This is a genomic window from Metalysinibacillus jejuensis (genome assembly GCF_003057615.1).
GTDB lineage: Bacteria > Bacillota > Bacilli > Bacillales_A > Planococcaceae > Metalysinibacillus > Metalysinibacillus jejuensis.
In genome coordinates this window covers 1-26,661 of the sequence record NZ_QAFW01000014.1, presented here as the reverse complement: position 1 = coordinate 26,661, position 26,661 = coordinate 1, and the positions used below count along the sequence as shown (strand labels likewise).

At 44.6% G+C, this 26,661-nt stretch carries 24 protein-coding genes and 1 CRISPR repeat array; of the genes, 21 read left to right on the top strand and 3 right to left on the bottom strand.

The annotated features are described in order from the left end of the window. Positions 1–5: 5 nt before the first annotated feature. From rnz to DDE80_RS06590, 5 genes are all read left to right on the top strand, one after another. The gene (rnz, locus tag DDE80_RS06615) at positions 6–941 is read left to right on the top strand and encodes a ribonuclease Z (RefSeq protein ID WP_108306886.1); all 936 of its coding nucleotides are present in this window, start codon (positions 6–8) and stop codon (positions 939–941) included. A 24-nt stretch (positions 942–965) separates the two neighbouring features. Continuing rightward, on the top strand, positions 966–1,193 hold the full coding sequence (locus DDE80_RS06610; protein ID WP_108306885.1) for an acyl-phosphate glycerol 3-phosphate acyltransferase: 228 nt from the start codon (positions 966–968) through the stop codon (positions 1,191–1,193). Further along, positions 1,194–2,849, top strand: coding sequence for an Ig-like domain-containing domain (locus DDE80_RS06605; RefSeq protein ID WP_108306884.1), 1,656 nt, complete (start codon positions 1,194–1,196; stop codon positions 2,847–2,849). 582 nt (positions 2,850–3,431) lie between these two features. Further along, complete coding sequence (gene tnpA / locus DDE80_RS06600) at positions 3,432–3,833, top strand: IS200/IS605 family transposase (protein ID WP_108306883.1); 402 nt, start codon at positions 3,432–3,434, stop codon at positions 3,831–3,833. A 360-nt stretch (positions 3,834–4,193) separates the two neighbouring features. Next, positions 4,194–5,645, top strand: coding sequence for a transposase (locus tag DDE80_RS06590; RefSeq protein WP_108306882.1), 1,452 nt, complete (start codon positions 4,194–4,196; stop codon positions 5,643–5,645). Positions 5,646–5,903: 258 nt separating this feature from the next. Here DDE80_RS06590 and proC read toward each other — a convergent pair whose 3' ends face one another. After that, positions 5,904–6,710, bottom strand: coding sequence for a pyrroline-5-carboxylate reductase (gene proC / locus DDE80_RS06585; RefSeq protein WP_108306881.1), 807 nt, complete (start codon positions 6,708–6,710; stop codon positions 5,904–5,906). Positions 6,711–6,811: 101 nt separating this feature from the next. Between proC and DDE80_RS06580 the strand changes: the two genes are divergently transcribed. Together DDE80_RS06580 and DDE80_RS06575 are read left to right on the top strand one after the other, a co-directional pair. Continuing rightward, a complete protein-coding gene (locus tag DDE80_RS06580; protein WP_108306880.1) occupies positions 6,812–7,759 on the top strand; it encodes an MBL fold metallo-hydrolase in 948 nt (315 codons plus the stop codon). Continuing rightward, positions 7,760–8,488: an SDR family NAD(P)-dependent oxidoreductase gene (locus tag DDE80_RS06575; RefSeq protein WP_108306879.1), complete on the top strand. Its 729-nt coding sequence runs from the start codon at positions 7,760–7,762 to the stop codon at positions 8,486–8,488. It begins immediately after the preceding gene. 7 nt (positions 8,489–8,495) lie between these two features. Here the strand turns inward: DDE80_RS06575 and DDE80_RS06570 are convergent, their stop codons facing one another. Further along, complete coding sequence (locus DDE80_RS06570; protein WP_108306878.1) at positions 8,496–8,963, bottom strand: hypothetical protein; 468 nt, start codon at positions 8,961–8,963, stop codon at positions 8,496–8,498. A gap of 105 nt (positions 8,964–9,068) precedes the next feature. Between DDE80_RS06570 and DDE80_RS06565 the strand changes: the two genes are divergently transcribed. The 7 genes from DDE80_RS06565 (at position 9,069) to DDE80_RS06535 (ending at position 14,201) form a co-directional block, all read left to right on the top strand. Then, entirely contained in the window at positions 9,069–9,743 is a 675-nt protein-coding gene (locus DDE80_RS06565) for an N-acetylmuramoyl-L-alanine amidase (protein WP_108306877.1), read from the top strand. Positions 9,744–9,873: 130 nt separating this feature from the next. After that, positions 9,874–11,175: a toxic anion resistance protein gene (locus DDE80_RS06560; protein WP_235612291.1), complete on the top strand. Its 1,302-nt coding sequence runs from the start codon at positions 9,874–9,876 to the stop codon at positions 11,173–11,175. Between the two features lie 57 nt (positions 11,176–11,232). Then, entirely contained in the window at positions 11,233–12,132 is a 900-nt protein-coding gene (gene rarD / locus DDE80_RS06555) for an EamA family transporter RarD (protein ID WP_108306876.1), read from the top strand. Positions 12,133–12,218: 86 nt separating this feature from the next. Continuing rightward, entirely contained in the window at positions 12,219–12,431 is a 213-nt protein-coding gene (locus DDE80_RS06550) for a helix-turn-helix domain-containing protein (RefSeq protein ID WP_108306875.1), read from the top strand. A gap of 122 nt (positions 12,432–12,553) precedes the next feature. Beyond that, positions 12,554–13,264 carry a cytochrome c biogenesis CcdA family protein gene (locus DDE80_RS06545; RefSeq protein WP_108306874.1) on the top strand — a complete coding sequence of 237 codons (711 nt, stop codon included), beginning with the start codon at positions 12,554–12,556 and terminating at the stop codon, positions 13,262–13,264. 44 nt (positions 13,265–13,308) lie between these two features. Beyond that, on the top strand, positions 13,309–13,680 hold the full coding sequence (locus DDE80_RS06540) for a response regulator (RefSeq protein ID WP_108306873.1): 372 nt from the start codon (positions 13,309–13,311) through the stop codon (positions 13,678–13,680). Positions 13,681–13,688: 8 nt separating this feature from the next. Next, on the top strand, positions 13,689–14,201 hold the full coding sequence (locus DDE80_RS06535; protein ID WP_108306872.1) for a CcdC family protein: 513 nt from the start codon (positions 13,689–13,691) through the stop codon (positions 14,199–14,201). A 51-nt stretch (positions 14,202–14,252) separates the two neighbouring features. Here the strand turns inward: DDE80_RS06535 and DDE80_RS06530 are convergent, their stop codons facing one another. Then, the gene (locus tag DDE80_RS06530; RefSeq protein WP_108306914.1) at positions 14,253–14,660 is read right to left on the bottom strand and encodes a DUF2621 domain-containing protein; all 408 of its coding nucleotides are present in this window, start codon (positions 14,658–14,660) and stop codon (positions 14,253–14,255) included. Positions 14,661–15,148: 488 nt separating this feature from the next. Here DDE80_RS06530 and DDE80_RS06525 point away from each other — a divergent pair, with 488 nt between their 5' ends. The 7 genes from DDE80_RS06525 (at position 15,149) to DDE80_RS06495 (ending at position 26,360) form a co-directional block, all read left to right on the top strand. Next, entirely contained in the window at positions 15,149–17,476 is a 2,328-nt protein-coding gene (locus DDE80_RS06525; protein ID WP_108306871.1) for a CRISPR-associated helicase/endonuclease Cas3, read from the top strand. Between the two features lie 11 nt (positions 17,477–17,487). Next, the gene (gene cas5c, locus DDE80_RS06520) at positions 17,488–18,213 is read left to right on the top strand and encodes a type I-C CRISPR-associated protein Cas5c (RefSeq protein WP_108306870.1); all 726 of its coding nucleotides are present in this window, start codon (positions 17,488–17,490) and stop codon (positions 18,211–18,213) included. After that, the gene (gene cas8c, locus DDE80_RS06515) at positions 18,210–20,099 is read left to right on the top strand and encodes a type I-C CRISPR-associated protein Cas8c/Csd1 (RefSeq protein ID WP_108306869.1); all 1,890 of its coding nucleotides are present in this window, start codon (positions 18,210–18,212) and stop codon (positions 20,097–20,099) included. Before cas5c ends, cas8c begins: the two co-directional genes overlap by 4 nt. Then, positions 20,080–20,946, top strand: a complete 867-nt coding sequence (cas7c, locus tag DDE80_RS06510) for a type I-C CRISPR-associated protein Cas7/Csd2 (RefSeq protein ID WP_108306868.1) — start codon at positions 20,080–20,082, stop codon at positions 20,944–20,946. Before cas8c ends, cas7c begins: the two co-directional genes overlap by 20 nt. 365 nt (positions 20,947–21,311) lie before the next feature. After that, positions 21,312–23,772: a CRISPR direct-repeat array (repeat unit 33 nt; unit sequence GTCGCTCCTTTCATTAGGAGCGTGGATTGAAAT). 167 nt (positions 23,773–23,939) lie between these two features. Continuing rightward, positions 23,940–24,668, top strand: a complete 729-nt coding sequence (locus DDE80_RS06505) for a conserved phage C-terminal domain-containing protein (RefSeq protein WP_108306867.1) — start codon at positions 23,940–23,942, stop codon at positions 24,666–24,668. After that, positions 24,668–25,903 (top strand): replicative DNA helicase, encoded by a 1,236-nt coding sequence (locus tag DDE80_RS06500; RefSeq protein ID WP_108306866.1) that lies wholly within the window; start codon positions 24,668–24,670, stop codon positions 25,901–25,903. The genes DDE80_RS06505 and DDE80_RS06500 overlap by 1 nt, the downstream gene beginning before the upstream one ends. After that, a complete protein-coding gene (locus DDE80_RS06495) occupies positions 25,896–26,360 on the top strand; it encodes a hypothetical protein (RefSeq protein ID WP_108306865.1) in 465 nt (154 codons plus the stop codon). The genes DDE80_RS06500 and DDE80_RS06495 overlap by 8 nt, the downstream gene beginning before the upstream one ends. Positions 26,361–26,661 lie beyond the last annotated feature (301 nt).

Sequence of the window (26,661 nt, the reverse complement as noted above, 5' to 3'; positions counted from 1 at the left end):
AGCGAGTGGAATTACAATTTTTAGGAACAGGTGCAGGCATGCCTTCAAAAGCGCGTAATACGAGCGCTATTATGCTGAAATTACTCGACGAAATTGGTGAGATGTGGCTGTTTGATTGCGGCGAGGCGACACAGCACCAAATTTTGCATACGTCATTAAAGCCACGACGCGTCACTAAAATTTTTATTACACATTTGCACGGCGACCATATTTTTGGCTTGCCTGGTTTTTTAAGTTCGCGCTCGTTTCAAGGGGGCGAGGAAGGCGTAACGCTCTATGGACCTAAAGGGTTAGCTACGTGGGTAGAGCAGACGATGCGCTTAACGAGCACGCATATTACGTACCCGATGACCTTTGTGGAAGTAGCACCTGGTGTCATTTATGAAGACGATCACTTTATCGTTGAAGCAGACGAATTAGCGCACGTCGTGACGAGCTACGGCTACCGCGTGACGCAAAAGGCGTTGCCAGGTGAACTTGATATTAACAAAGCGCGCGCGCTCGGCGTACCGAACGGCCCGATGCTTGGGCAACTAAAGCGAGGCGAAGACGTTCACATTGACGGGCGTGTCATTACGAGTGCTGCTGTCGTAGGCGAACCTAAAAAAGGTTTTGTCGTGACGCTCCTTGGCGATACGCGTTACTGCGAAGCGGCGGTTAACTTAAGCCGCGGCGCCGACATTGTCGTCCATGAAGCGACGTTTGATCAGACGATGCAGTCGCTTGCGGCACAGTTTGGTCATTCGACGGTTAGCGATGCGGCGCGTGTAGCGCAAGAAGCGGGGGCACAGCACTTAATTATTAGCCATATAAGCAGCCGTTTTACGGAGCATGATGAAGCGGCGTTGCTCGCAGAAGGCGCAAGCGTTTTTCCTGCCATTGCGATGGCGCATGACTTCAAACAATTTACGCTATACAATAACGAGCTAAAATGCGTATAATGAAGTAAAAAGGGGGTTTGTTGTATGGAAAGAAAAATTCACCCAGCTTTGCTTCGCTTGTTTGTTATTTTTCCTAATATTTTAAGCTACGTTTTATTAATTGGGCTCGTGATTTTTGTAACGAGCAATTACGCCATTTTACAACAGAGCGGTGCGCTCGCGATGTGGCTTGCGATTATTGCGATTTTAGCGCCAGCTGCCTTATTTACGACGTACCGCATTCGTCAAAAAATTAAAGCGGGAGCGATGTAAGTGAAACGATGGTTACTCGTGGGCGCATTGTTAATGATGCCGCTCCACACTGAAGCCGCAAGTTATAAAGATACGTCGGCGACGCGTTATAGCCCGCCGACAAGCTATAATATGCAGGCGCAAACGATGCAACAAACGCTCACACAAGCGCTACAAAAACGTCAAACGACCGTCACGTATACGTATTACGGCAAGCTTGGCAATGTGCGCGGTCATTTGCGTGATGCTGTCGAAGCCGCACTGCGCACTGACGAATACCTTGCCTATGATTACCGCGGTTATTCTGCCGAGTGGCGCGGGCGTGATGGTAATGTACAAGTGACACTTTATTTACGCTACTCACAAACGGCAGCACAAGCCGCTTATGTCACACAAGAAGTCAAAAAGCGCCTGCCTAGTATTATCGCGGGTGCGCCTGATGCCCATGCGAAAGTGAAGGCGATTCACGATTATGTCGTGCGCACGCTAACGTATGATACGTCGCTCAATCAGGCGATCAATTCGCCGTATTATGCGCTAACGACAGGTAAAACATTATGTAATGGCTATGCGATGCTGACGTACCAACTGCTAAAAGAAGCGGGCATTCCTGTGCGCTTAATTAGCGGTAAAGCAGACGGCATTGGCCATGTATGGAACTTAGTCCAACTCGATGGCCAGTGGTATCATTTAGATACGACGTGGGATGATCCGCTGCCTGATAAAGGGCAAGTGAGCTATGACTATTATTTACTAAGCGATGCGATGATTGCGCCTGATCACCACTTCACACAAGGTGGTTTAAACGCGCACGATGCACCGTACCCAAAAGCGGTGAGTAACTACCAAGAGGTATTACTAAAACAAGGGCGCATCAGTTTTGCGCAGTCCGTAGCTATCGCCACAGCGAGCGTAGCTACACCACAAGCTTTACAGCGTGAAGTAGAAGCGCAACTCGCACGCTTTGAGCCGCATATTACGGTAACGTATAACGGTCAGGCTAGTGACGTTGCACCTGCTTTACAGCGCGCTTTAGCGAGTGCAAGTGTTGCTTCCGCGCCGCGTTACGGTATCACCGAACAACCGCGTACGCGTGGGCAACAGACGGTGTCGCTTGAAGTGGCGTATACCGACACGCTACGTGAACTGCTCCTTACGACGCCACCGCTGACAGCTGGCGATAGCCCGCGCTATGCAGTGACGGCGCTTATGACGAACGGGCAACAGTTTGATGTGACGCACGATGCCTTTGTGACGTCACAGTCGCCGCATATTACGGTACAAGACGGCCGCTTGCTCGTCAAAGGAGCGGGCGATGCGATGCTACAAGCGCAGTTTCGCGGCGCAACGACACCGATAACAGTAACGGTAGCACCGCTTAAAAAACGTCTATACTATCCGCTAAAAGGCATTGCGTCACAAGGTACATACTACAACGTACCTAATACCGCTGCGTATGACTTTACGTTTACGGAAGCGGTAGCGCACGCCAATATTTATGCGATGACCGCCTACGGTGAAGCAGTGCCTGTCGCAACGTCAATCGAAGGCACGCGTGTCACGATAGCCCCAGCGGCGACGTATCCGAGCGGCACGTTATACCTCGTGGCTGCCGACGTAACGAGCGTAAACGGCAACGCGCTGGCGGCACAAAGTTACCGCATTACGATACAATGAAGAAATAAACAGGCGTTTCCTATAACATCAGCGGTTGCAGAAGCGGTAAAGTACGCTGCGAATAATTTGCAACAAGGCTTATAGACAAAAAGCTTAATTTTTTGTTACAATAGCGAAACAGTAATAGGATACGCTTAACTCATGTCGCTTGGTACATGCGTTAAGCGTGTCAGATGAAGAGAACTCATGCCGCTTGGTGCATGCGTTCTCTTTTTTACGGGATTTTACAAGCTTGAAGTATTGGCAATAGAGGATTTGTCTAGGTTTAACAGTGATTAAAACTGTGAACGATACAAAAAACCCGACTAACAACGAGATGTTAGCCGGGCTTAAATTTCAACTCAGCGCAATAAGTTTCCCCATTACCCCTACAACCAAAATGGTTATTTCCTTACTCATGATGGTAACAAAAGTGTAGCCAAAAGGCAAAGTTACAGATTTCCCGAACGAGAAAGCCCTTGCTTTTAGGCTTGGGATGAAAGTGAGGTTAGATAAGGAACGCCTACTATGGTGTTCTAATTATCTGAATTTTTCTATGTCTTTTTGTTGTAGCTAGAGTGATTAACTGATACAATTAGTAGCATGTTAAATGAATATAGAAGAACTAAAACAACGGTATCATTAATTAATTATCATTTTGTGTTTTGTCCACGATATAGGAGAAAAATTTTTCTCGACAGTAAATTGGAAGAACGTTTCAAAATGTTGGTTCAAGAGGTTTGCGAAGAATTAGAAATTGAAATTCTCGCAATGAAATGCGATAAAGACCATGTGCATTTATTTTTAAATGCACTACCAACCTTTAGTCCAACTAACATTATGGCAAAAATAAAAGGAGTGACTTCTAAAAAGTTGAGAGAGGAATTTCATTATCTTCAACATTTGCCTAGTTTATGGACACGTTCTTATTTCGTTTCAACTGCTAGAAATGTATCAAGCGAAACCATTAGACAATATGTAGAAAATCAAAAAACGAGGGGGTAATGACTACTTTGCAAATTAAATGTAGTAATTGTGGGTTTGAACAATTCGTTAAAGACCACAAATTCAATAAGGAATATAGGAAGGACTACGAAAAAGCTAGATTAATCTTATGTGGAAGAAATGTATGTGATACTACACATATTAAAATTCCTAATGGATATGTCAGAGAGATGCTGTGGCTCGGTTCATGGTCAATAGTTAGAGAAGCATCTTTAGACGAGTACAGAAGCCTAAAAAAAGCCAGATTGCTTAGAGATTGGGTGGATAATAATGACACCAATAATAACAGGTAAAAACAATAGGAAGGATATGAAAACTATACTTCCTATTGTTTGTTCGTTTTTGAGAGGGTGAAACAGAATGGCAACGCCAAGCTATGTATTGACATTACGATTAAAAACAGCATCTTTCCAAGAAGATATTTTAAATAAGCGATTTGAAATCTCACGTAAGATGTATAACGCTTGTTTGAATGAGTTATACAAGCGTTATCGCACCATGCAGCAATCAAAAGCCTTTCAAAAAGCGAAAAAGATGAAAAAAGGCAAAGAAAGAAATGCTATTTTTCGGGAATTGAATATACAGTTTGGGTTGACCGAGTATGCTATTCACGCATTTTTAACACCGATGAATCAACGATTTAAAGGAAATATAGATTCACAAGCGGGGCAAAAAATCGGAACAAGGGTTTTTAATGCCTTTCAAAAGATGATGTTCGGTGAAGCGAAGAAAGTCTATTTTAAACGCTACGGTGAAATGCAATCCGTTGAAGGCAAATCCAATAAGACAGGTATTCGTTTCGTAAACAATACGTTGATTTGGAAAGGTCTTTCTATCCCTGTTATTGTCCGTAAACAAGATGTGTACGCCCATTTAGCACTTCAAGATAAGGTAAAGTACGTTCGCATTAAACGAGCATTTCTAAAGGGAAAATACGTGTATTACGCTCAACTTGTATTAGAAGGTATTCCCCCACAATCGTATAATTCCGAAGGTTTAAAGCAACAAGTCGGTATCGGGCGAGTAGGGATTGATATTGGTACTTCTACGGTTGCGGTTTGTTCCGAAAAACAAGCCATGCTAAAGGTGTTAGCACCTAACGTACAGACTTACGAGCCAGTTATCCAACGCATACAGCGTAAAATGGATAGAAGTAAACGAGCAACTAATCCTTTTAAATATAATGAGGACGGTACAATAAACCGTAGTAATCGGGAAAAATGGGTGTATGCCAACCGCTATGTTAAACTGCGTAATCAATACCGAGAATTGCACCGTAAAAACAGAATGGTAAGAAAACAAGACCATGAAAGCTTATCTAATCAGTTGTTATTAATGGGAGATACTTTTTTTGTGGAGAAAATGTCCTTTAAAGGACTTCAAAAACGAAGTAACAAGACAGAGAAAAATAAAAAAGGTCGTTTTAAAAAGAAAAAACGGTTTGGAAGAACACTATCCAACCGCGCCCCTTCTATGCTTTTAAGTTGCCTAGAACGGAAATTGGAATACAATGGTTTGAAATTAAACAAAGTAAATACAACGAAAGTAAGAGCGAGTCAGTACAATCATTTCGATGATACATATACGAAAAAATCATTGAGTAAACGCTGGAATGACTTTGGCGGTATCCTAATCCAACGAGATTTATATTCATCTTTCCTTTTAATGAACATGGTTCACGATAAGGATTTAGACAAAATAGACAGAGATTTATGTTTTAAAACATTCGATGTATTCCTTAAACTTCATGATGAATTAATCAGTAAACTAAGAAAAGAACCCCATACACTCAAAAGCATGGGGATAAGATAAATGATAAAAAAACGGTTTTGGCATGAGCCGATGCGAACGCTAATGATGGCAATGGTCGTCTTGTTCGTTAAAGTCTAAAGGAAATAAGATAGTGTCTTTGTGTTGTACCCAACCAGCAACATCGGTTGATGGGAGAGTAAAGAAGAAATCTTTTGTACTTTAGAACCCCACTCATTTATGGGTGGGAGTGTCAGGCCTTATGTGCTAGTAGGCGATCAATCATACTTTCAAAAAATTTGTAAAGTGCTATTACTCCTCTTAATCATATAGTTTTTCGAAAGTTTTGGAGCGGTCAGCGTTCGCTTGTGTGCTCTCTTCGATAATGCGCGCCACATCGTATTTACGCAGCACTTCAAGCGCTTCAAAGGTAGTGCCTTGAGGGCTTGTAATATTTTCGCGCAAGACGGCAGGGTCTTCGCCTGTGCGCTTTAACATTTCGGCTGCCCCTGCCATTGTAGACAGCATGAGGCGACGCGCTGTTTCGGCGTCTAAACCGAGCGCCACGCCTGCTTTTTCGTAACACTCTAAAAAGTAATAAAAATAGGCAGGACCACTGCCAGAAAGCGCGGTAACCGCATGCATTTGTTGTTCGGTAACGATTTCGACAGTGCCAATGGCTTCGAAAAGTTGGATGAAATCTTGTTGAAGCGAAGGAGAAACAGCGCGATTAAACGTTGCGCCACTTGCAGAAAGTCCGATCGTAGCTGAGGTGTTGGGCATAAGACGAGCAATCGGACGCTCACCTGCATATTTTTCGATTGTCGCCATGCTAACGCCAGCGAGTACCGATAATACGGCGGTGTGTGGTGATAAGGTATGGGTTTGTAGCACAGTAGCTACGTCTTTTGGCTTCATCGCGAGCACGACGATGTCTGCGCTTACGATGTCGGCATCGCTAGCAATTTGTACCCCGTAGCGCTCATGTAGCGTCTGTAGGCGTACGTGGTCGCTGTGGTTTTTCATGTAAAGCTGCGTTGGCGCAATGACCGCCTTATCGACTAAACCACGCACGATCGCTTCTGCCATCGCACCTGCACCTAAAAAGACAATTTTTTGATTAATCATTAAGCAAAACCTCCTCTTTCAAGTATAGAAGAAGTGAACGAGCTCGACAAGTGTCGATACAAATCGTAAAATGAATACATATTCAAAGGGGAGTGAGCAGGATGGATGTACACAAAATTGCAATACCGACACCGTATAAAATTGGCGATGTGAACGCCTTTTTAGTAAAAGGGGACGCGCTCACCATTTTTGATGTCGGGCCTAAAACAACAGAGGCCTACGAGGCATTGCAGTGGGGCATTCGCGCTGCGGGCTATACGATGAAAGATGTCGAACAAGTGGTGCTGACGCATCATCACCCTGACCACGCGGGCTGGACGGATGCTTTCCCGCACGCCGAAATTATGGGGCATGTGTACAATGATTTATGGTTGCGCCATGACGAGGATTTTTTAAATTACCACGAGGCATTTTATCGCCATAATTTATTTGAGAGCGGTGTGCCTGGTGCGGTCATCGAAAAAAACGTGCAAGTGCGCCGCGAAATGGAGTGGGTCGGAGAGTTGCCGCTCACTAAAATTTTAGCAGACGGCGACGAAGTACCCGGGCACCCTGGGTTAAAAGCAATCGAAACATTAGGCCACGCGCGCAGTCATCTTATTTTTTGGGACGAGCGCTCGCATGACGTCATTGGCGGCGACTTATTGCTTGAGCGCATTACGCCAAATCCGTTAATCGAACCGCCGTTAATTGAAGGGGAGCCGCGTGCGAAGTCGCAGCTCGAATATAACGCATCACTCGACCTGTTGCGTGCCTTGCCTGTTGCGACGATGTATACCGGGCACGGGGCTGATTTAACGGACATTGTGCCGCTCATTGATGCTCGCAAAAAACGCCAGCACGACCAAGCGCTCACACTGTATGAGCTAATGGGGCAAGACGACATCACGCCGCTTGAGGCGACGAGCCGCTTTTATCCGCGCGTGTATCAAAAACAGTTTGGGCTAACGCTATCTAAAACGATCGGTGCGCTCGACTACTTAGAAAGCCAAGGCATGATCGAAAGTACGAAGCGTGCAGGCATTTATTATTATAAAAGGGTGAAGTAAATGAAAATTTTTTTAACAGGGGCAACGAGTGGCGTCGGTATGGCGCTCGCGCAGCAACTACTCGCTGCACAGCATACGCTTTACGCGACAGGGCGAAGCGGCGTGGCACTGCGTTCGCTTGAAGCACAAGGGGCGCATGTGTTAGCAGCTGATCTTACCGAAGCCGCAGCGCGCGAACGACTGTATGCGGCGTTACCCGCTGTTGACGTCGCGATTTTTTGTGCGGGTGTCGGGCGCTTTGAAGCGTTTGTCGACCAGAGCGACGACACCATTGCTGAGATGATTAACGTCAATGTCACAGCGACGGCGCAACTCGCGCGTCATTTTGCCAAACAACAAACGAAGCAGCTTATTTTTATCGGCTCACAAGCAGGGAAAGTGGCTACGCCAAAAGCGGTCGTTTATGCCGCAACTAAACATGCCATCGTAGGGCTTGCGAACGGGCTGCGCCTTGAGCTTGCGCCGCTTGGCATTACGGTTACCGCCATTCACCCAGGGCCGATTGATACGCCGTTTTTAACGAAGGCAGATGATACGAATAGCTATCGCCAGTCGGTGCGCCGGGTGTTATTGTCGCCAGAGCGCGTGGCACGAGAAGTCGTAAAAACGCTCGGCAAACCTACGCGCGAAGTGAATTTACCGCGCATTATGGGGCTGACGAGTAAGCTATATGCGCTATGTCCGAGCGTAGTAGAGCGCCTCGGGAAATCCTTTTTCTATAAAAAATAAGCAGATTTCATTTACGAAATCTGCTTTTTTTATCGGGATTATTGCGTGCGTATTCTTCGCGTGCTTCGTCTTGTAGCGCACTTGCCACCCCTAGGCGGTCAAGCATCGGCATAATGCCTTGTTGCACTAAATAAAAGACGAGCGCTGCTGTCACACCAGTGGCCGCGTAATAAACGAGCCCTTGCCAACCTTGTTTGACGATGAGGGCATAGAGAATCATCGCAATGACCGCACCTACAATGCCGTAGCTCCACATCATGCTTTTAAACGTTACCGCAAAATGTTCGATAATAAATGACAGCGCAATGCCTGCCACTAAAAAAATGGGTACAATGAGCAGCACATTTAACGTAAATAATGCTGAAAAGCCGAGTTCGCCGTCGCCATTTAATAATGTGACGAGCGAAACGAGCGCACTGAGTAAAATGCCCGCAATCATACCACTAATAATTTTCCCTAAAATTTTCTTTCCCAACGACTTGTCACCTTCCCGCGCATATCCTACTCATTATCTTATCAGTTTCATTCTCTTGTCGCAATTCGCGCCTAGCGTGCGTATTAATAAGTAGGAGGGGATACAATGAAATGTACTATTAGTGCAGGGCATACGCGGGTGAGTCGCGGTGCTGTCGGGCTTATTGATGAGTGGGAAGAAGCGTGTCGCGTGCGCGATGAAGTGGTGCGGCTAACCGGGGCGCACCGTGTCGTAGACGATGTGACGACAACAGCAAACGACAATTTAGTATATGTGGTTAATGCGCATAATCGAACGACGCGCGCCTATGATGTCAGCATTCACTTTAATGCGTCGAGCGTCACGACGACACGTCCGATCGGTGTAGAGGTGCTGTATTATAGCGACCAAGCGCTCGCGCGGAAAATGAGTGCCGCCATTAGTGAAGCGGGAGGGTTAATTGACCGCGGCGCCAAGCAACGTCAAGAGCTATATTTTTTACGCCATACGACGCGCCCCGCGATTTTAATTGAAGTGTGCTTCGTTAACTCAAAGGAAGATGTTATGCGCTACCGCCAAAACTTTGCGGCGATCTGCCGTGCGATTGCGCGGGTGTTAGCGCCCATGCCCGCCTTAACTGAAAAAGCGTACGCTCTGTATCAAAACGAGGCGTTGCGCCGCCGCTTAGTGACAGCGGGGAGTGAAGCAGGCGCCTTTTTACCGGTGTGGCAAACGCGCACCTTAACGTACGAACAATTTTGTGAGCTCGCCACCTTGGCGTACTTCCACCCACGGCCTTAAAACGGCTGTGGGTTTTTTTGTGAAACCTCAAAGGGCTTTTGTGCGTATAGTAATAGAGAAGAAAAATATGGCATAATTTGCCCTATCATATATACTTACAGTAACACACATTTTTAGGAGGCCAAATGAAATGACACAATACGATAGCATGGGTAACCCGGTCCCACCAAAATACGATGCGATGGGCAATCCTATTCCGCCGCAGCCGCAGTATCAGCAGCCTGTACAACCGCAGCCACAGTATCAGCAACCTGTACAACCGCAACCGCAGTACGAGCAGCCTGTACAACCGCAGCCGCAGTACCAACAACCCGTACAGCAGCAAGCACAGCCGCCAATGCCGCAGTATCAGCAACAACCTGCGCCGCAATACACAGAGCCTGAAGCGCCGCAACAGTCGGTCATTGCCCGCCATAAATTAGAGCTGCGCAACGACCCAGCGGTGCATGCCATCGCGTCAAAAATTGATGAGACAAATCAAGTAGCACTGCTTGAAGTAGGGCGCGAAACAGCCGACAGCATCTCGCAATTTTCAGACCGCATGTTAAGTAAAATGCGCGCGACTAATTTAGAAGAATCGACGGCGCTACTGAACAACTTAAATAAAATTATGGATAAATTTGATCCAAAAGATTTTGAAGAAAAACCAGGCGGCTTACTAAAGCGCTTATTTAATAAAGGTAAGGAGCAAATTGAGCGCTTCTTATCAAAATACGATACGATGAACCGCGAAGTCGACGTGATTTATAAAGAAATTCAAAAATACGAAGTCGAAATGAAGCGCAATACGATTGAGCTTGAAACGATGTATGACGAAAACTTAAGCTATTTCGAAGCGCTCGGTCGCAATATCGTGGCGATTGAATTAAAATCAGAAGAATTAATGGCGCGTCGCCCAGCGCTTGAAGCGCGCATGCAGCAAGGCGAGCAACAAGCAGACTTTGAGTTGCAGTCGCTAAACAATGCCATTCAATTGCTAGAACAGCGCCGCTTCGACTTAGAAATGGCACAGCAAGTATCCTTCCAATCAGCGCCGCAAATTCGCATGATGCAGCAAGGCAACAACCAGCTGATTGCCAAAATGAACTCGGCTTTCGTCACGACGATTCCGATTTTCAAACAAGGGCTTATCCACGCAATTATGTTGCGCCGCCAAAAAATCGTCGCAGACTCGATGCAAGAGCTCGATAAGCGCACGAACGAAATGCTGCTGAAAAATGCCGAAAACATTAGCGCCAATAGCGTGCGCATTGCTGAGATGGCAGGCACATCAAGCATTAAAATCGAAACGATCGAACAAACGTGGCAAACAATTATGAATGGCATCGAAGAAACGAAGCGCATTCAACAAGATACCGCACGTGCGAGAGAAGATGGTCGTAAACGCATCGAAGAATTGCAGTTACAATATGAAAAACTCAATCATAAATAAGGTATAATAACTTCTATGGCGTTTTTGCCATAGAAGTTTTTTTCGGGAGGAACGCTAATGAGCGAAATGAAAAAAGGCATCATCTTTGCGCTATTCGCGTACTTATTTTGGGGTTCATTCCCACTGTTTTGGAAAATGCTGACGCATGTGCCAAGCACCGAAATTTTAGCGGCACGTATTGTATTTGCCTTTATTTTTACGACGCTATTTATCGTGGTGCGCGGGCAAAGCAAGCAGCTATGGCAAGATGTGGTGGCGCTGTGGCAGAACCAGCGCGCATTTTGGCAATTATGTGCGGCATCGGTATTTATTTCAGCCAATTGGTTTACGTATATTTGGGCGGTGAACAATAACCAAATCGTCCAGACGAGCCTCGGCTATTACATTAATCCGATTTTGTCGATTTTATTCGGCGTCATTTTCTTTAAAGAAAAGCTCGCGCCGCTGCAAAAAGTGGCGACGGGTATCGCTTTTTTAGCGGTGGTCTTGCTGGCGCTGTATTACCGCGAAATGCCGTGGATTGCGCTCGTACTAGCGTTTAGTTTTGGCATTTACGGCGTGTTAAAAAAGGGCATCAAACTCGATGCGACGCGCGGCTTAGTCATTGAAACCTTTTTTATCGTGCCGCTCGCTGTAGGGTATTACGCCTACTTATTTAGCCAACAGGAAGCGGTGTTTTTACATTATGATGCTAAGACGGACGTTTTACTCATGTTGGGTGGTATTTTAACGGCCATTCCGCTCATTTTATTTGCGGCAGGGGCCCAACGCATCCCCCTTTATACGATTGGTTTTATCCAATATGTATCACCGACCATTACCTTACTACTTGGCATCTTTTTATACAACGAGCCATTTGCGAACGCACAACTTGCGGCGTTTAGCCTTGTATGGCTTGCGATTGCGCTGTTTTTATTTAGCGTCTATAGCGAAGTGAAAAAACGTCGTGTCCTTTAAGGATGCGACGTTTTTTAGTAAAATGTTATCTTTTTCAACAATATGGGTATAGATAGTACAAATGTAATTGAAAGAGGTAGAGAGTTATGGGAATCATTATCCGATTAGACCGAGTATTAGCTGAACGTAAAATGCAGTTGACGGAGCTTTCTAAGCGCGTAGACGTGTCGATTGTCAATTTATCTAAATTAAAAACAGGTAAAGTGCGTGCCGTGCGCTTCTCCACATTAGAAGCCATTTGCCGCGAACTCGACTGTCAGCCAGGGGATATTTTAGAGTACGTACCAGACGAAAAATAATACTTCACACATACTTCTCCAATTTGCCTAAAATTGTTCACAAGCAGAATAACAGCAAACTTAGCGGAATTTTGCTAAACTTAGAGACGATAACTTAGGTAGATAGGAGAAGATGTCACGCTATGAGTACGGATTTGAACGTTTTTTTAGCATTTGGCGCAGGCTTTTTAAGCTTTATTTCGCCATGTACATTGCCGCTGTATCCGGCATTTTTGTCGTACATTACAGGCATGTCCTTTGACGATTTGAAGTCAGAACGTGGTATGTTGCAAAAAAATGCAATTTTACATACGCTTTTCTTCTTATTAGGATTTTCGCTTATTTTTATTGCGATTGGTTTTGGTACATCGTTCGCACGCGACTTTTTAGTCAATTATCAAGAAATTTTACGTCAAGTAGGCGCAATTTTAATCGTGGTATTCGGCTTAATGATCGTCGGATTATTACAAATTGATTTCCTAATGAAGGACCATAAAATTCAATTTAAAAATCGCCCCGCTGGTTTTTTAGGCTCAACTTTAATTGGTGTCGCGTTTGCGGCAGGGTGGACGCCTTGTACAGGGCCGATTTTAATGTCGATTATTTTACTTGCGGGCAGCAACCCTGATTCGGGCATGTTTTACATGATTGCTTATTTCTTAGGTTTTGCGGTGCCGTTCTTCTTACTATCATTCTTTATTACACGCATGAATTGGATTCGTCAACATAGTCAAAAAATCGTTAAAATTGGCGGTTATATTATGATTGTTGTCGGCGTGTTATTGTTCTTTGATGGCCTTGCGTACATCACGCGTTTACTGCAACCAATTTTTAATGACTTTACTGGCTTCTAATCTGTTAGAATAGAGAAAGAAGTGAGTGAAAGGGTTGAAGGGTTATGCCAACAGTTTTGGTAGTAGATGACGCATTATTTATGCGCGTTACCATCGCTAACATGTTTAAAGAGTGGGGTTATGAAGTGATTGGTCAAGCGTCGAATGGCAAAGAAGCCGTCGAGCAATATGACAAACTTATGCCTGACCTTGTAACGATGGACGTAACGATGCCTGTCATGAGCGGCATTGATGCGGTCAAAGAAATTATTCAAATTGATGATGAGGCGCGCATTATTATGGTGACGGCGCTCGGGCAGCAGCGTTTAATTCGTGAAGCGATTGAGCACGGCGCAAAAGACTTTATTACAAAGCCATTTGAGCCCGAATTTTTGCGCATGGTTGCCGATAAACTGGTAGAAGATATAGAAGGGTAGGAAGCAACATGCCAGCATTTTTACAACAAATCCCTTCGCAATACCTCATTATCGGCTCAACGGTGATGGCGGTAGTGATGGGGATATTTGTGACGGTGATGCGGTTGCGCGCCGCAAATCGACCAGTTAGTGCAAAAAAAATTATTATTCCGCCAATCGCGATGTCGAGCGGTGCACTGATGTTTATCTCGCCGTATTTTCGCGTGCCACTGCCACAAATTCTTGAAGCGGCCATTGTCGGCGCTTTGTTTTCGATCGTGTTAATTGCCACATCGAAGTTTGAAGTGCGCGGCAACGATATTTTTATGAAGCGCTCAAAAGCTTTTTTCTTTATTTTAGTGGCGCTACTACTCATTCGTTTAGTGGCGAAAAGTGTGCTCAGTTCAACGATTGATGTCGGCGAACTCGGCGGCATGTTTTGGATTTTAGCATTCTTTATGATTTTACCGTGGCGCGTGGCGATGCTCGTGCAGTATAAGCGTCTCGAAAAAGTAGTAAAAACAAATGGTGTTGCCTCTTAAGGGCAGCACTTTTTTTGTGCAAAAAAAATACGCAGCCGCGTAGGCTACGTACTAAAATAAATGCTCATACGGCGCGATATCAATTTGCATTTCCTCAAGTTTTTTACGCAAAAATTTATGGTCGCGCTTGGGCGTTGCTTGAATATAGCCGCGAATAATTAAATCCTCATCGATGCGCTTAGCCTTTTCGGTTAGCGCGAGCTCACCAATTTTCCCTGCGATTTTTTCCTTCGCTACTTGACGAAACAGCTCAGGCACCGGGCTAACGAGCTCATATAATAACGCTTTCGATTGATCGTCCCATAAGTGAAGCGATTTTTCGATATAATGATCTTGCCAATCGAGCGTTGATTTGCCGTCACCTTTTGGCAATGATTTTAAAAACTTGCGGAACATAAAGAAGCCGCCAATGCCCATAAACGTAATGAGCACAAACACCCAAAACAGTATGAACCACATAAACCAGCCGTCTAAATTCACTTGCTCACCTCATTTAACATTGTAGTTCTATTATACGTGGATTGGCTCAAAAAAGCATCTAGGTTTGTTTTTCCTATTTAGTGTTCGGGCAGGTAAATGTGCAAGAAGTGCGCATTAGATTAGCTCTATGCAGGTAAGCGAGTGAGAAGTGCGCCCAAGAGTAGTTCTATGCAGGTAAATGTGCAAGAGGTGCGCAAAAGACTAGTTCTATGCAGGTAAGTGAGTGAGAAGTGCGCCCAAGAGTAGTTCTATGCAGGTAAATGTGCAAGAAGTGCGCATTAGATTAGCTCTATGCAGGTAAGCGAGTGAGAAATGCGCCCAAGAGTAGTTCTATGCAGGTAAATGTGCAAGAGGTGCGCAAAAGACTAGTTCTATGCAGGTAAGTGAGTAAAACATGCGCACTTAGATATAATTTGATTAAATATTGTTTTAAAAGTAAAATAAAGGTATTATGATGGAGGGATGATATGTTTATTGCACATATTCGGTCGAGTGACCATGAGATACAAGATGTACAGACGCACCTTAATGAAGTAGCGGCATTAGCAAGGCAATACGGAACAGCTACAGGCTTAGGTGCGCACGCTGAATTAGCAGGGCTCCTACATGATATGGGTAAATATACACAAGCATTCACAGATTATATTGAGCAAGCTGTTTATCATCAAAAGGTAAGTGCTACAAAAATTGATCACTCTACGGCTGGTGCAAAATATTTATATGAGCGTCATTATAAGACACATCCTTACGTTGCAGAAATTATCGGCATGGCTGTTTTATCACATCATGCGGGCTTACAAAACTTTATTCAACTTGATTTAGCACCGTCAGACTACATCCGACGTGTCGTAACGAAAGAACTGCCGTATTATGCTGAGGTAAAATCGAACTTTGAAGCAGTAGCAGGCAATATCGCACGTGTTGATGCGCTATTTTCGGAAGCCGTTGAAGAATTTAAACGATTGCAGGAAAAAATAGTGCAGACGATGCCTGTAAACCAACGAGTGGTGGGCTTAAATTATGCCCAAAAACTTATTTTTAGTTTTTTATTGGATGCGGACCGTACTAATACACGTTGTTTTGAAGAACAGACCACGCCAAATCAACAACAACCTGCATTTGAACCGTATTACGCTAACTTGATGGAAACCGTAAACGGATGGCAAAAAAGTACAACGCCGATTAATCAATTACGCACAGAAATGTCCGAAAATTGCGACCGTTTAGCGGAGCAACCTTCTGCAATATATACCTTGTCCATTCCAACGGGTGGTGGTAAAACATTTGCGAGTTTACGCTATGCGCTTAAACATGCAAGCCTTTATGGCAAAAAACGCATCATTTACGTCGTACCTTATACGACCATACTTGAGCAAAATGCTAAAGCTGTTGCTGCTATTATAGCGGCGCCAGAAGCGGTACTAGAGCACCATGCTAATGTTGTTGATGCACCTGATGGTGAAGAAGACTATTATGACAGTGCGCTACATAAAAAATTGCAGTTGGGGCGCGATAATTGGGATTATCCGATTATTTTTACAACAATGGTACAGTTTTTGGATGCATTTTTTCAAAAAGGTACACGTAAAACGCGTCGTCTACATAATTTAACGGATGCCGTTATCATTTTTGATGAGGTGCAGTCTGTGCCGTATTTCCATTTTGCGCTGTTTAATAGTGCCGTAAACTTTTTACATCATATTGGCAATAGCAGCATTGTACTTTGTACCGCAACGCAACCGACCGTCGGTGAGATGGCTTACGGCATTACGCTAAAACCAGGGGCAGAGATGGTACCAAACCTTGCGCAAATTGCTAAGGCTTTCGAACGTGTGACACTTCATAATGAAGTAACTACACAAGGGATGGACGCAGAGCAACTTGCGGATAAGGCGGAGGCTATTATGGCAGATCGTCAATCATTACTCATTATTTTAAATACCAAAACAGCGGTGCGCCAACTTTTTGAAGCGCTCGATAAGAGGCAAATCGCAAAAGTTTATCATTTGAGTACTGCCATGTGCCCTGCACATCGCAGCAAAATTTTAGAAGAAATTAACGACAAATTAGGTAAGGAGCGTATGATTTGTGTGAGTTCGCAACTTATTGAAGCGGGTGTAGATATTAGTTTTGAAGCAGTCATGCGTTCATTAGCGGGGTTAGATGCCATTGCACAGGCGGCAGGGCGATGTAACCGCAATGCCGAACGTGAACGAGGCGATGTGTATATCGTTAAAGCCAAAGCAGAAAACCTCAGCCGCTTACCAGAAATTCGCATTGGGGCAGAAGTAATGGCTGAATATATTTTGCCGCATACGACAGATTTTTTACATCCTGACACGATTGCTAGGTATTTTACGGCTTTTGATGCACAAGCTAAGCGTGAAATTTCGCAAACGCCACGTAATTTGGATACACCATTAATTCAGTTAATTGATGGCAGTATAAAAAATGAGCGCAGCACCTATATGGTCAATAGTTTTAAAACGCTTGAACAACATTTTGAAGCCATTTCGTCACCGACCACATCTGTGTTAGTGCCTTACAAAGAAGGTAAGCAGTTAATTGCACAATTAAACGAAGATATGCCGCTTGAACAATTAAATGAAGTGCTTAAAAAAGCACAACAGTATGCGATTACGATTTATCGGTATGAGTTGGATGCACTCATAAAAGAAGGTTTACTGCAACCGCTGTATCAAGATCATATAGTTGCCATACATGAAAATGGTTATAACGACAAATATGGTTTAAGTATAAGTGGGGAAGGTAGTTTTAGTAATTATCAATTTTAGGAGGTGTACCATTGCGTAATCAAATTGAATTTGTTGTATACGGAAAATACGCGTTATTTACAGACCCTGTAACACGGATTGGTGGCGAAAAATTCACCTACCAAATCCCTACGTATGAAGCGCTAAAAGGTATTGTAGAATCGATTTACTGGAAGCCGACTATCACATGGATTATTGATGAGGTGCGCGTGATGGAGCCGATTCAAACAGAGGTAAAAGGTATGCGCCCTGCAAAATACCAGGATGCCTCAAATGACTTGGCGTACTATACGTATTTGCGCGCGCCGAAGTATCAAGTACGCGCGCATTTTGAATTTAACGAACAACGACCTGATCTTGCGTATGACCGCAATGAACATAAGCATCATAATATTGCAAAGCGTTCAGTGGAGCGCGGGGGACGCCGTGACATTTATTTAGGTACACGTGAGTGCCAAGGCTATGTAGAAGCGTGTGTTTTTGGTAGCGGTCAAAGCTTTTATGATGGCTATGGCGACATTGCTTTTGGCCCGATGTTTCATGGTTTTACTTACCCAGATGAAGCCGAAAACAGCGAGTGGCAAGCAAGAATTTGGTCGCCAACTATGAAGGATGGCGTCATTACGTTTGTGCGTCCTGAAGCGTGCGAAGTGGTGCGCCCGCTTGGTAAAGGTAACGCAAAATCTTTTGTAAAAGGGCAAAATTTTAAAACCGTAGACGAAGAATATGAAGAACTGTTTGGGGAGGCGGAGTTATGAGTTGGATGTCGCAACTTGCGCAAGTGTATGACAACAATGCACATCGTGTTGGACAGTTTGAAGAAGTGCGTAAACAGCGCTTTACGTTACTACCTGTTGCTCATATGACACAAAGCGCCCAAATCGAAATCGTACTTTCGCCAAGTGGTGAATTTATTGCGGCTAAAGTGTTAGAAAAAGACCAAGCACGCACCATTGTGCCGATGACGCTAGGTTCTGCTAACCGTTCAGGTGCAGCCATACGTCCGCATTATTTACATGACAAAGTATTTTATGTCGCAGGCGATTATTTGGCTTATGGCGGTGAGGAAAAGCGAGCAGACTACTTCAAAACGTACCGTGAACAGCTCAAGGGCTGGGCAACAGCGCATCATGCACCACAAGAAGTGCAAGCGATTTATACGTATATTGCCAAAGCGCAAGTTGTGCAAGATTTAGTAGAAGCGGGAGTTTTCCCTGTTGATACAGATGGTATGGTGCTAACTAAATGGACGGGTGACGATAAACCAGCGATTTATAAAGTAGCAGCAGGTAATATTCTTGATAGTTTTATAAGGTTTAATGTGCAAATGCCGCATTACCAAGCAGTGTGGGAAAACACAGCACTGTATGACAATTATATCGCATATTTTAATGAGGTAGCAGAGAGTGAACGAGGTACGTGCTATGTAACCGCGCAAACAGATGCCATTTTAACGACGCAACATGGTTCGCGCATACGTAATGCAGGTGATTTATCTAAGCTTATTTCATCAAATGATGATAAAGGTTTTACGTATCGCGGACGTTTTAAAGAAGCCGATGAAGCGGTGCAAATTGGTTATGAGGTGTCACAAAAATCACATCACGCCTTGCGCTGGCTTATTCAACGCCAAGGTACGTATGTGGATAGTCGCTACTTTGTCGCTTTTGGCGTAGAGCAACCATCAACGATTGATCCGTTTGCCTCGGGTGAATTTGGTATGAGTGACTTTGAAACGACAACACTACAACCTGCACAAACGAAAGAAGTGATAGCTAAAACGCTAGCTGCAAATTTACACGGCATTGGCCCTCTTTTACCAGAAGATAAGCAAGAGCAAATTATTATTATGGCAGTGGATGCAGCCACATCAGGACGATTAGCCATTGTGTATTATCAACAAACGAACCCTAAGCAATATGTAGCGGCGCTTAGTCATTGGTATACCACGTGCCGCTGGCTACAAGTTACACAAGATAAAGAAACAAAGCAAATGAAGCGGGGGATTTATACACCTTCAACGTATCGTATTGTGGAAGCGGTTTATGGTAGTAAGGCAGACCCTCGTATAAAAAAGGAACTATATACAAGGCTTTTGCCATGTATTATCGAAAAAAAGCCGATACCAAAAGATGTTGTGCGCCTAATTTTTAATCGCGTAAAAAACCCATCAAGCTTTAAAGGCTTAATGGAGTCTTGGGAGGCAACGGTCAACATCGCCTGCGCCTTAATTACCAAACAATATGAGAGTGAGGGATATACTGTGGCAATTCAAGAAGACAATAATAACCGTGACTATTTATTTGGTCGTCTACTCGGTGTAGCGGAAGTAATGGAACGTAGTGCGCTCAAGGAGCGAGGCGAAAATCGCTCGACCAATGCGACACGCTATTTTAACGCATTTAGCCAGCGCCCTGCACGTACATGGCATGTGATTCGTAAACAACTCAACCCGTATTTTGAGCGTCAAGGAGCTAAAGCTACGCGTTATGCGAAGATTATTCAAGAGCTAGAGGCGCGTCTCACAATAGAGCAAATGACAGATGCGCCGTTAGGTCCCGTATTTTTACTCGGCTATAGTAGTCAAGTGCAAGCGATGTATACGAAAAAGGAGGAAGTAACAAATGACAACACTAACGAATAAAATTGATTTTGCGGTAGTCGTAACCGTAGATAAAGCTAACCCTAATGGTGATCCACTCAATGGCAATCGCCCGCGTCAAGACTTTAACGGGCACGGTGAAATTTCGGATGTTGCGATCAAACGTAAGTTGCGTAATCGCCTGCAAGATGATAATCAAGCCATTTTAGTGCAGTCAGATGAGCGTCGCAACGATGCCTTTCGTAGTGTGCGTGACCGTGTAGCGAGTGTACCCGAACTCGAAAAAATCTTAAAAAATGCGAAAGGCGATGTAGCTTTAGCTGAAAAAATCGCTTGTGATACGTGGTTTGATGTACGTGCATTTGGTCAAGTTTTTGCCTTTAAAGGTGATAAATTAAGTCTTGGTGTGCGTGGTCCTGTATCTATCCACTCTGCCACAAGTGTTGAGCCTGTTGATATTACAAGTATGCAAATTACAAAAAGTGTTAACTCAACAACAAATGCGAAAGACCCTAGTCAAAAAACGTCAGACACCATGGGTATGAAACATCGTGTTGATTTTGGTGTGTATGTATTTTATGGCAGCATCAACCCACAACTCGCAGAACGTACGGGCTTTAGTAAAGAAGATGCGGAGGCTATTAAAGAAGCGCTACGCACATTATTTGCGAACGATGCCTCATCAGCACGTCCTGACGGCAGTATGGAAGTTAATAAACTCATTTGGTGGGAACATAATAGCAAATTAGGTCAATATTCATCAGCTAAAGTGCACCGAACAGTTAACGTAACGCGTGTGAAAGATGACTTCCCACCATCAATCGAAAATTATGAAATTACCGTAGCACCGCTTGATAATTTAGCGGTACAAGTTTATGACGGATTATAAGGAAGACGATTACTTACGGTTGTCAGGCTTACAACACTTTGCTTTCTTGGGCGCTGCTGAAGGGAGTACGCTGCATAAATTGACAGAGAATCCGTTTGTAGGTGAGAAGCGAGGTAGACAGATCAATTATTCATTCTGATACAAACTCGTTACGTTTTACCGCCTAGGCAATCATTACGAAAAGGTTGAAGTAGAGAAGCCGTTGATTTTTTAGAAGCGGCGAACCCCAAGCGCCCATGTTTTTCCCGGGAGGTTCGCACAGTTATTACGCTCTTTTTCTAGACATTTCTCTCAACGCGCTTCTAAACATGTAGCTCCAAGCACAATATCTAGTGTTACACCTTAGCAAAATACTATATTTTGCGGTCGCTCCTTCCATTAGGAGCGTGGATTGAAATTCTACTTCAATCGCTTCCTTTGCTCCAATATGACGGTCGCTCCTTCCATTAGGAGCGTGGATTGAAATATATCGAACAAGCTTGGGAAGAAAATGTCTTGACGTCGCTCCTTCCATTAGGAGCGTGGATTGAAATATGGATCAATTAAAAGAGTTGCAAGCGCAACAAAGTCGCTCCTTTCATTAGGAGCGTGGATTGAAATACATGAACAGATTTTATTTTCGAGAAAACTCTAGTCGCTCCTTTCATTAGGAGCGTGGATTGAAATCCGTTTATACAGATGGTTATATCTAATGCGTTAGCGTCGCTCCTTTCATTAGGAGCGTGGATTGAAATTCCAACTTAAAACTAAAATCAAACATCGAAGAATGTCGCTCCTTTCATTAGGAGCGTGGATTGAAATAGCTGATGCTGCCGCAATTGAAATTTTGAAAAACCGTCGCTCCTTTCATTAGGAGCGTGGATTGAAATGTAATATGGGTGTCAGTGGTTTATTAAAAGGTGGGTCGCTCCTTTCATTAGGAGCGTGGATTGAAATAACGGAGAAGTCATCAGCGCTACAACATCGTGGTCGTCGCTCCTTTCATTAGGAGCGTGGATTGAAATCAAACGTACCAACCAGTAGCAGGTACGTATTTGGTCGCTCCTTTCATTAGGAGCGTGGATTGAAATAATCGCTTCACGCTTATATGTTTTACCGTCTGTCGTCGCTCCTTTCATTAGGAGCGTGGATTGAAATGATGAATTGCATAGCAAACTTAACACTCTCTAGCGTCGCTCCTTTCATTAGGAGCGTGGATTGAAATCCGTTTATACAGATGGTTATATCTAATGCGTTAGCGTCGCTCCTTTCATTAGGAGCGTGGATTGAAATCCGTTTATACAGATGGTTATATCTAATGCGTTAGCGTCGCTCCTTTCATTAGGAGCGTGGATTGAAATTAAGCGTTTGGCTGATTTTTTTAACATTGACAGTGTCGCTCCTTTCATTAGGAGCGTGGATTGAAATTAATGCTGCAGGTCTTTCAACGCCTAACACTGTAGCGTCGCTCCTTTCATTAGGAGCGTGGATTGAAATTTTAACTATTCGTGTGCGTGGCACGCTTGCACTGTCGCTCCTTTCATTAGGAGCGTGGATTGAAATTTGGGCGCTGCTGTGCTGACAGTAGAAGGGAGTAGTCGCTCCTTTCATTAGGAGCGTGGATTGAAATAAGGGCTAAGTCCATAAATAATCGTAAAAGATTAGGTCGCTCCTTTCATTAGGAGCGTGGATTGAAATAATCGATTGGATGGCCTCAGGTAAGCAACCTAATGTCGCTCCTTTCATTAGGAGCGTGGATTGAAATAATCGATTGGATGGCCTCAGGTAAGCAACCTAATGTCGCTCCTTTCATTAGGAGCGTGGATTGAAATAAGGGCTAAGTCCATAAATAATCGTAAAAGATTAGGTCGCTCCTTTCATTAGGAGCGTGGATTGAAATTACAAGTGTCATCGTTTCACCTCCTACCAAAAATGTCGCTCCTTTCATTAGGAGCGTGGATTGAAATAGGGATGCGTACTTATTTTTGTGGTAGTCATTAAGGTCGCTCCTTTCATTAGGAGCGTGGATTGAAATTGGTACGGTGTAGCTGCGGTTAAACAGCCCCACAAGTCGCTCCTTTCATTAGGAGCGTGGATTGAAATACCTATAACAAATACCTCATACAGCATTAATGCCTGTCGCTCCTTTCATTAGGAGCGTGGATTGAAATATGAAGGTATGGTTATTGATCGCTAGTAATTACACGTCGCTCCTTTCATTAGGAGCGTGGATTGAAATCGTACAATTGTCACAAGTAGTGTAGATGCCGTTGTCGCTCCTTTCATTAGGAGCGTGGATTGAAATGAGTTAACGAGAGAGCAAGATGTGGCGTACGAAGATGTCGCTCCTTTCATTAGGAGCGTGGATTGAAATACCGTTACCATACTTACCCAGTATAGTATCTCTGTCGCTCCTTTCATTAGGAGCGTGGATTGAAATGATAAGGATATGCCGTTCACAAACATGACAAAAGACGAAGGTCGCTCCTTTAATTAGGAGCGTGGATTGAAATATTAAACTCTTCGCAAAGTGGTACGAGCGGGAGAGTCGCTCCTTTCATTAGGAGCGTGGATTGAAATCATTACGCCTTACCTCCATCGTGATTGCCGTTAGGTCGCTCCTTTCATTAGGAGCGTGGATTGAAATGGTGGAAGATGCGTGAAAAGGAGTGTTTGAGAATGTCGCTCCTTTCATTAGGAGCGTGGATTGAAATTTGGGCGCTGCTGTGCTGACAGTAGAAGGGAGTAGTCGCTCCTTTCATTAGGAGCGTGGATTGAAATGCAGCTTATCACACAGCAAAGCGAGTCGATCGCGTCGCTCCTTTCATTAGGAGCGTGGATTGAAATTTTGCGTGTCGTTGCGTTTAATTGCATCGTCATTGTCGCTCCTTTCATTGTCACCCTAAAAACGTCGCTCTTTGCGAATAAAATAAATGTCGTGCTAAAAAATTTTAGCTCCGCTTGTCGCTTTTTAGTAGGTTCTTTACGTATTGAATAGTGAAGGGGGAGATAGTATGAAATTATTAACCGAAGAAGCACCACTATTAGTTTTGCCGCAATTAGCAGAGAGGGTGGGGCTCAACGAAGCGATTGTGTTGCAGCAGCTGCATTATCGTTCGCGTCTCGGCGTAGAAGAGCGGAGCGGCAGGCGCTGGGTGAAAGGATCGTATGAAGTGTGGCAACAGGAGTTTCCGTTTTGGTCACTCACTACGGTGCGGCGCACGTTAATGAAACTTGAAGATAAGGGGTATATTCAGGCGACACAAGCGTTCAATCGCTCACGCAATGACCACACCAAGTGGTACACATTGTGCTACACAGAGCTAGTCAAAGTGACCGGTTCAAAATGGATGTTACGTTACGACCATATTGAGCACAAGGGCTTGGTCAAGTTGGACGGAACAATAAGTAAAGATATAAAAGATATAAAGAAATATTATATCGCGCTAACGCGAGATGTGATTCTTTTTTTGAATGATAAAGCGGATAAAACCTTCAACCCCGAGAGCAGGAAAAGCCAGCGCCTCGTGACAGAAGTGGCGATGCAGGGTTACACGTATGATGACTTTATTGCGGTCATTGAAGCCAAAGTCAAGACGTGGCAAAATACGCCGTATGCGCGCTATTTACGTCCAAGTACGTTATTTGGCTTGCGCTTTGAAAGTTATTTAAAAAAAGCGAAGCCTGCAAAAAAAGTTGCGGTGCACGAGGTCGTACTTGATTTTGAAGAAGGAGAAGGCTGATGGAACAAGTCGTACTTGCGGAGAAAAGTTTACTTGGCACGATGCTGGCGGATAACACGTATATTGCCGACACATTGCTTCGACCAGCGCATTTTGCGACGCACCAACACCGCTTCATTTTCACGCAAATGCAGCACTTACAAAAAAACGGGCAACACGTGGACTATATTACATTGTTGACGACCGCAGAGCCGCAAGCACTTGGTGGCGCTAATTATTTGCAAGAGCTGACATACTGCGCCAATCCCGAAAAATTTGCCCATTACCAAAAAGCATTATTAGCACACTGGCGCTACGGGCAAAAGCATAAAATTTTACAACAAGCGCAAACGATGGACTGGGAAGTGGAGGCAATTTTTCAAGCGCTTGAAGCGATTAGTTTGCACCAAGAGCCGATGTGTTTACCCATTCAACCTGACCTTGAAGCGCTGAAAAACTTACCGTTTGAGCCGCGTGTGTCGCGTGGTGTGATGACGGGGCTTGCAGGTTTTGACCGTGCGCTTAACGGTTTTCAGCCGAAAGAGTTAACGCTCATTGCGGCGCGTCCTTCGATGGGGAAAACTGACGTCATGAACCATTTTGCCCTCACAGCCGCTCAGCGCGGGCACACGGTGCTTGTGTTTTCGCTTGAAATGGCACGTGAGACGATCATCGAGCGCCAAATTGCGGCAGAAGGCAATTATAACCGCTTAAAAATGCGTGATCCGTACCGCTATTTTACAGAAGGGCAAAAGGCGAGTTGGGGCGATACGCTCAACAAGATGATGGCGTATGATTTATACATTAACGACCGCGCTGGGCTAACAGTCGCCGAAATTCAAGCGCAAGCGCGTCATATTATTCGCCGCAGTACAAAGCGCCCGATTATTTTTATTGACTACATTCAGCTCATTCGTACTCCGGAAGCTTTTGCGACCACAGCGCAAACGATGGGCGCCATTAGCTGGGGGTTAAAGCAATTAGCGAAAGAGCTCGATTGCCCTGTTGTTGTGCTGTCTCAGCTATCACGCAGCGTCGAACAGCGCCAGGACAAACGCCCCGTGCTCAGTGATTTGCGTGATTCAGGCAACCTCGAACAAGATGCCGATGTGGTGGTGTTTTTATACCGCGACAGCTATTACGAACAAACGAAAGACGAAACGCTAGAGCTTCACATTGCCAAGCATCGCAATGGTCCGACGGGTAAAGTAGAAGTGCACTACCAACGCGCGACTGGGGTGATTCGCGGTGATTAACGTGAGCGAAGCCTTTAGGTTATTAGTCGAAGCCATCACCGATACAAACGACGGCTTTTACCGCGTAGTGTACGCCATCTACCGCGAGCTGCAGTGCGGCACCTTGCACCCTGATGCGCCGTTTTTCGAGGCAAGCGTAGCGCTTGATCATCCAGAAGTAGCCGCGTTAATGGCAAGTGACGTGCTCGCCATCCGCCCCGTGCAGTTGTACGCTGTAAAGAGCGAAGCGGGTTACGCCTTTTATTTGGCGCATGACGCGTTAAGTGTCAAGCACCTACATAGCAGCAGATTTCACGACACTACAACAATTATTAATGCGAAGCGCTTGCTGTATACGTCATTTACGCTCGCCGCAACAGGCGAAACTATTAGTCCTTACGATTTTCGTCACCGCGTGCCACAGCTGCCGTATTATTTAGGAAGGGCGGAAGAGGGGCAGTATGTACTTTACCGTTAAGGCGCAACTAAAAAGCGAAGGCCAAGAAAAACATGGCGTTCGCTTTTTTTAGAAGTATAAAGGCTGTTTCTGTCAATCAACGGAAAGTAAAGAGCACTTTCTGTGGCTGCTTTCCAACTGCGTTGAAGGGGATCACGATTTAGTGAACTACCCACCACTTATTGACCTTGCGGTCTAATTGAAGTGGGGGCTTCTCGACTTATCGTTGCTTTTACTAGCCAACGAAAACTGACCGAGCTAACCCTCTTGTTCCAAGAGTTTTTGTTTCTATGCTAATGCCAATAGGCGAATGCCTTCATTT

Excerpts from the sequence above, each read along its gene's own strand:
- DDE80_RS06610 (WP_108306885.1), top strand. The coding sequence starts at position 966 with ATGGAAAGAAAAATTCACCCAGCTTTGCTTCGCTTGTTTGTTATTTTT.
- tnpA (WP_108306883.1), top strand. The coding sequence starts at position 3,432 with ATGTTAAATGAATATAGAAGAACTAAAACAACGGTATCATTAATTAAT.
- DDE80_RS06590 (WP_108306882.1), top strand. The coding sequence starts at position 4,194 with ATGGCAACGCCAAGCTATGTATTGACATTACGATTAAAAACAGCATCT.
- proC (WP_108306881.1), bottom strand. The coding sequence starts at position 6,710 with ATGATTAATCAAAAAATTGTCTTTTTAGGTGCAGGTGCGATGGCAGAA.
- DDE80_RS06580 (WP_108306880.1), top strand. The coding sequence starts at position 6,812 with ATGGATGTACACAAAATTGCAATACCGACACCGTATAAAATTGGCGAT.
- DDE80_RS06575 (WP_108306879.1), top strand. The coding sequence starts at position 7,760 with ATGAAAATTTTTTTAACAGGGGCAACGAGTGGCGTCGGTATGGCGCTC.
- DDE80_RS06565 (WP_108306877.1), top strand. The coding sequence starts at position 9,069 with ATGAAATGTACTATTAGTGCAGGGCATACGCGGGTGAGTCGCGGTGCT.
- DDE80_RS06560 (WP_235612291.1), top strand. The coding sequence starts at position 9,874 with ATGACACAATACGATAGCATGGGTAACCCGGTCCCACCAAAATACGAT.
- rarD (WP_108306876.1), top strand. The coding sequence starts at position 11,233 with ATGAGCGAAATGAAAAAAGGCATCATCTTTGCGCTATTCGCGTACTTA.
- DDE80_RS06550 (WP_108306875.1), top strand. The coding sequence starts at position 12,219 with ATGGGAATCATTATCCGATTAGACCGAGTATTAGCTGAACGTAAAATG.
- DDE80_RS06545 (WP_108306874.1), top strand. The coding sequence starts at position 12,554 with ATGAGTACGGATTTGAACGTTTTTTTAGCATTTGGCGCAGGCTTTTTA.
- DDE80_RS06540 (WP_108306873.1), top strand. The coding sequence starts at position 13,309 with ATGCCAACAGTTTTGGTAGTAGATGACGCATTATTTATGCGCGTTACC.
- DDE80_RS06535 (WP_108306872.1), top strand. The coding sequence starts at position 13,689 with ATGCCAGCATTTTTACAACAAATCCCTTCGCAATACCTCATTATCGGC.
- DDE80_RS06530 (WP_108306914.1), bottom strand. The coding sequence starts at position 14,660 with ATGTGGTTCATACTGTTTTGGGTGTTTGTGCTCATTACGTTTATGGGC.
- DDE80_RS06525 (WP_108306871.1), top strand. The coding sequence starts at position 15,149 with ATGTTTATTGCACATATTCGGTCGAGTGACCATGAGATACAAGATGTA.
- cas8c (WP_108306869.1), top strand. The coding sequence starts at position 18,210 with ATGAGTTGGATGTCGCAACTTGCGCAAGTGTATGACAACAATGCACAT.
- cas7c (WP_108306868.1), top strand. The coding sequence starts at position 20,080 with ATGACAACACTAACGAATAAAATTGATTTTGCGGTAGTCGTAACCGTA.
- DDE80_RS06505 (WP_108306867.1), top strand. The coding sequence starts at position 23,940 with ATGAAATTATTAACCGAAGAAGCACCACTATTAGTTTTGCCGCAATTA.
- DDE80_RS06500 (WP_108306866.1), top strand. The coding sequence starts at position 24,668 with ATGGAACAAGTCGTACTTGCGGAGAAAAGTTTACTTGGCACGATGCTG.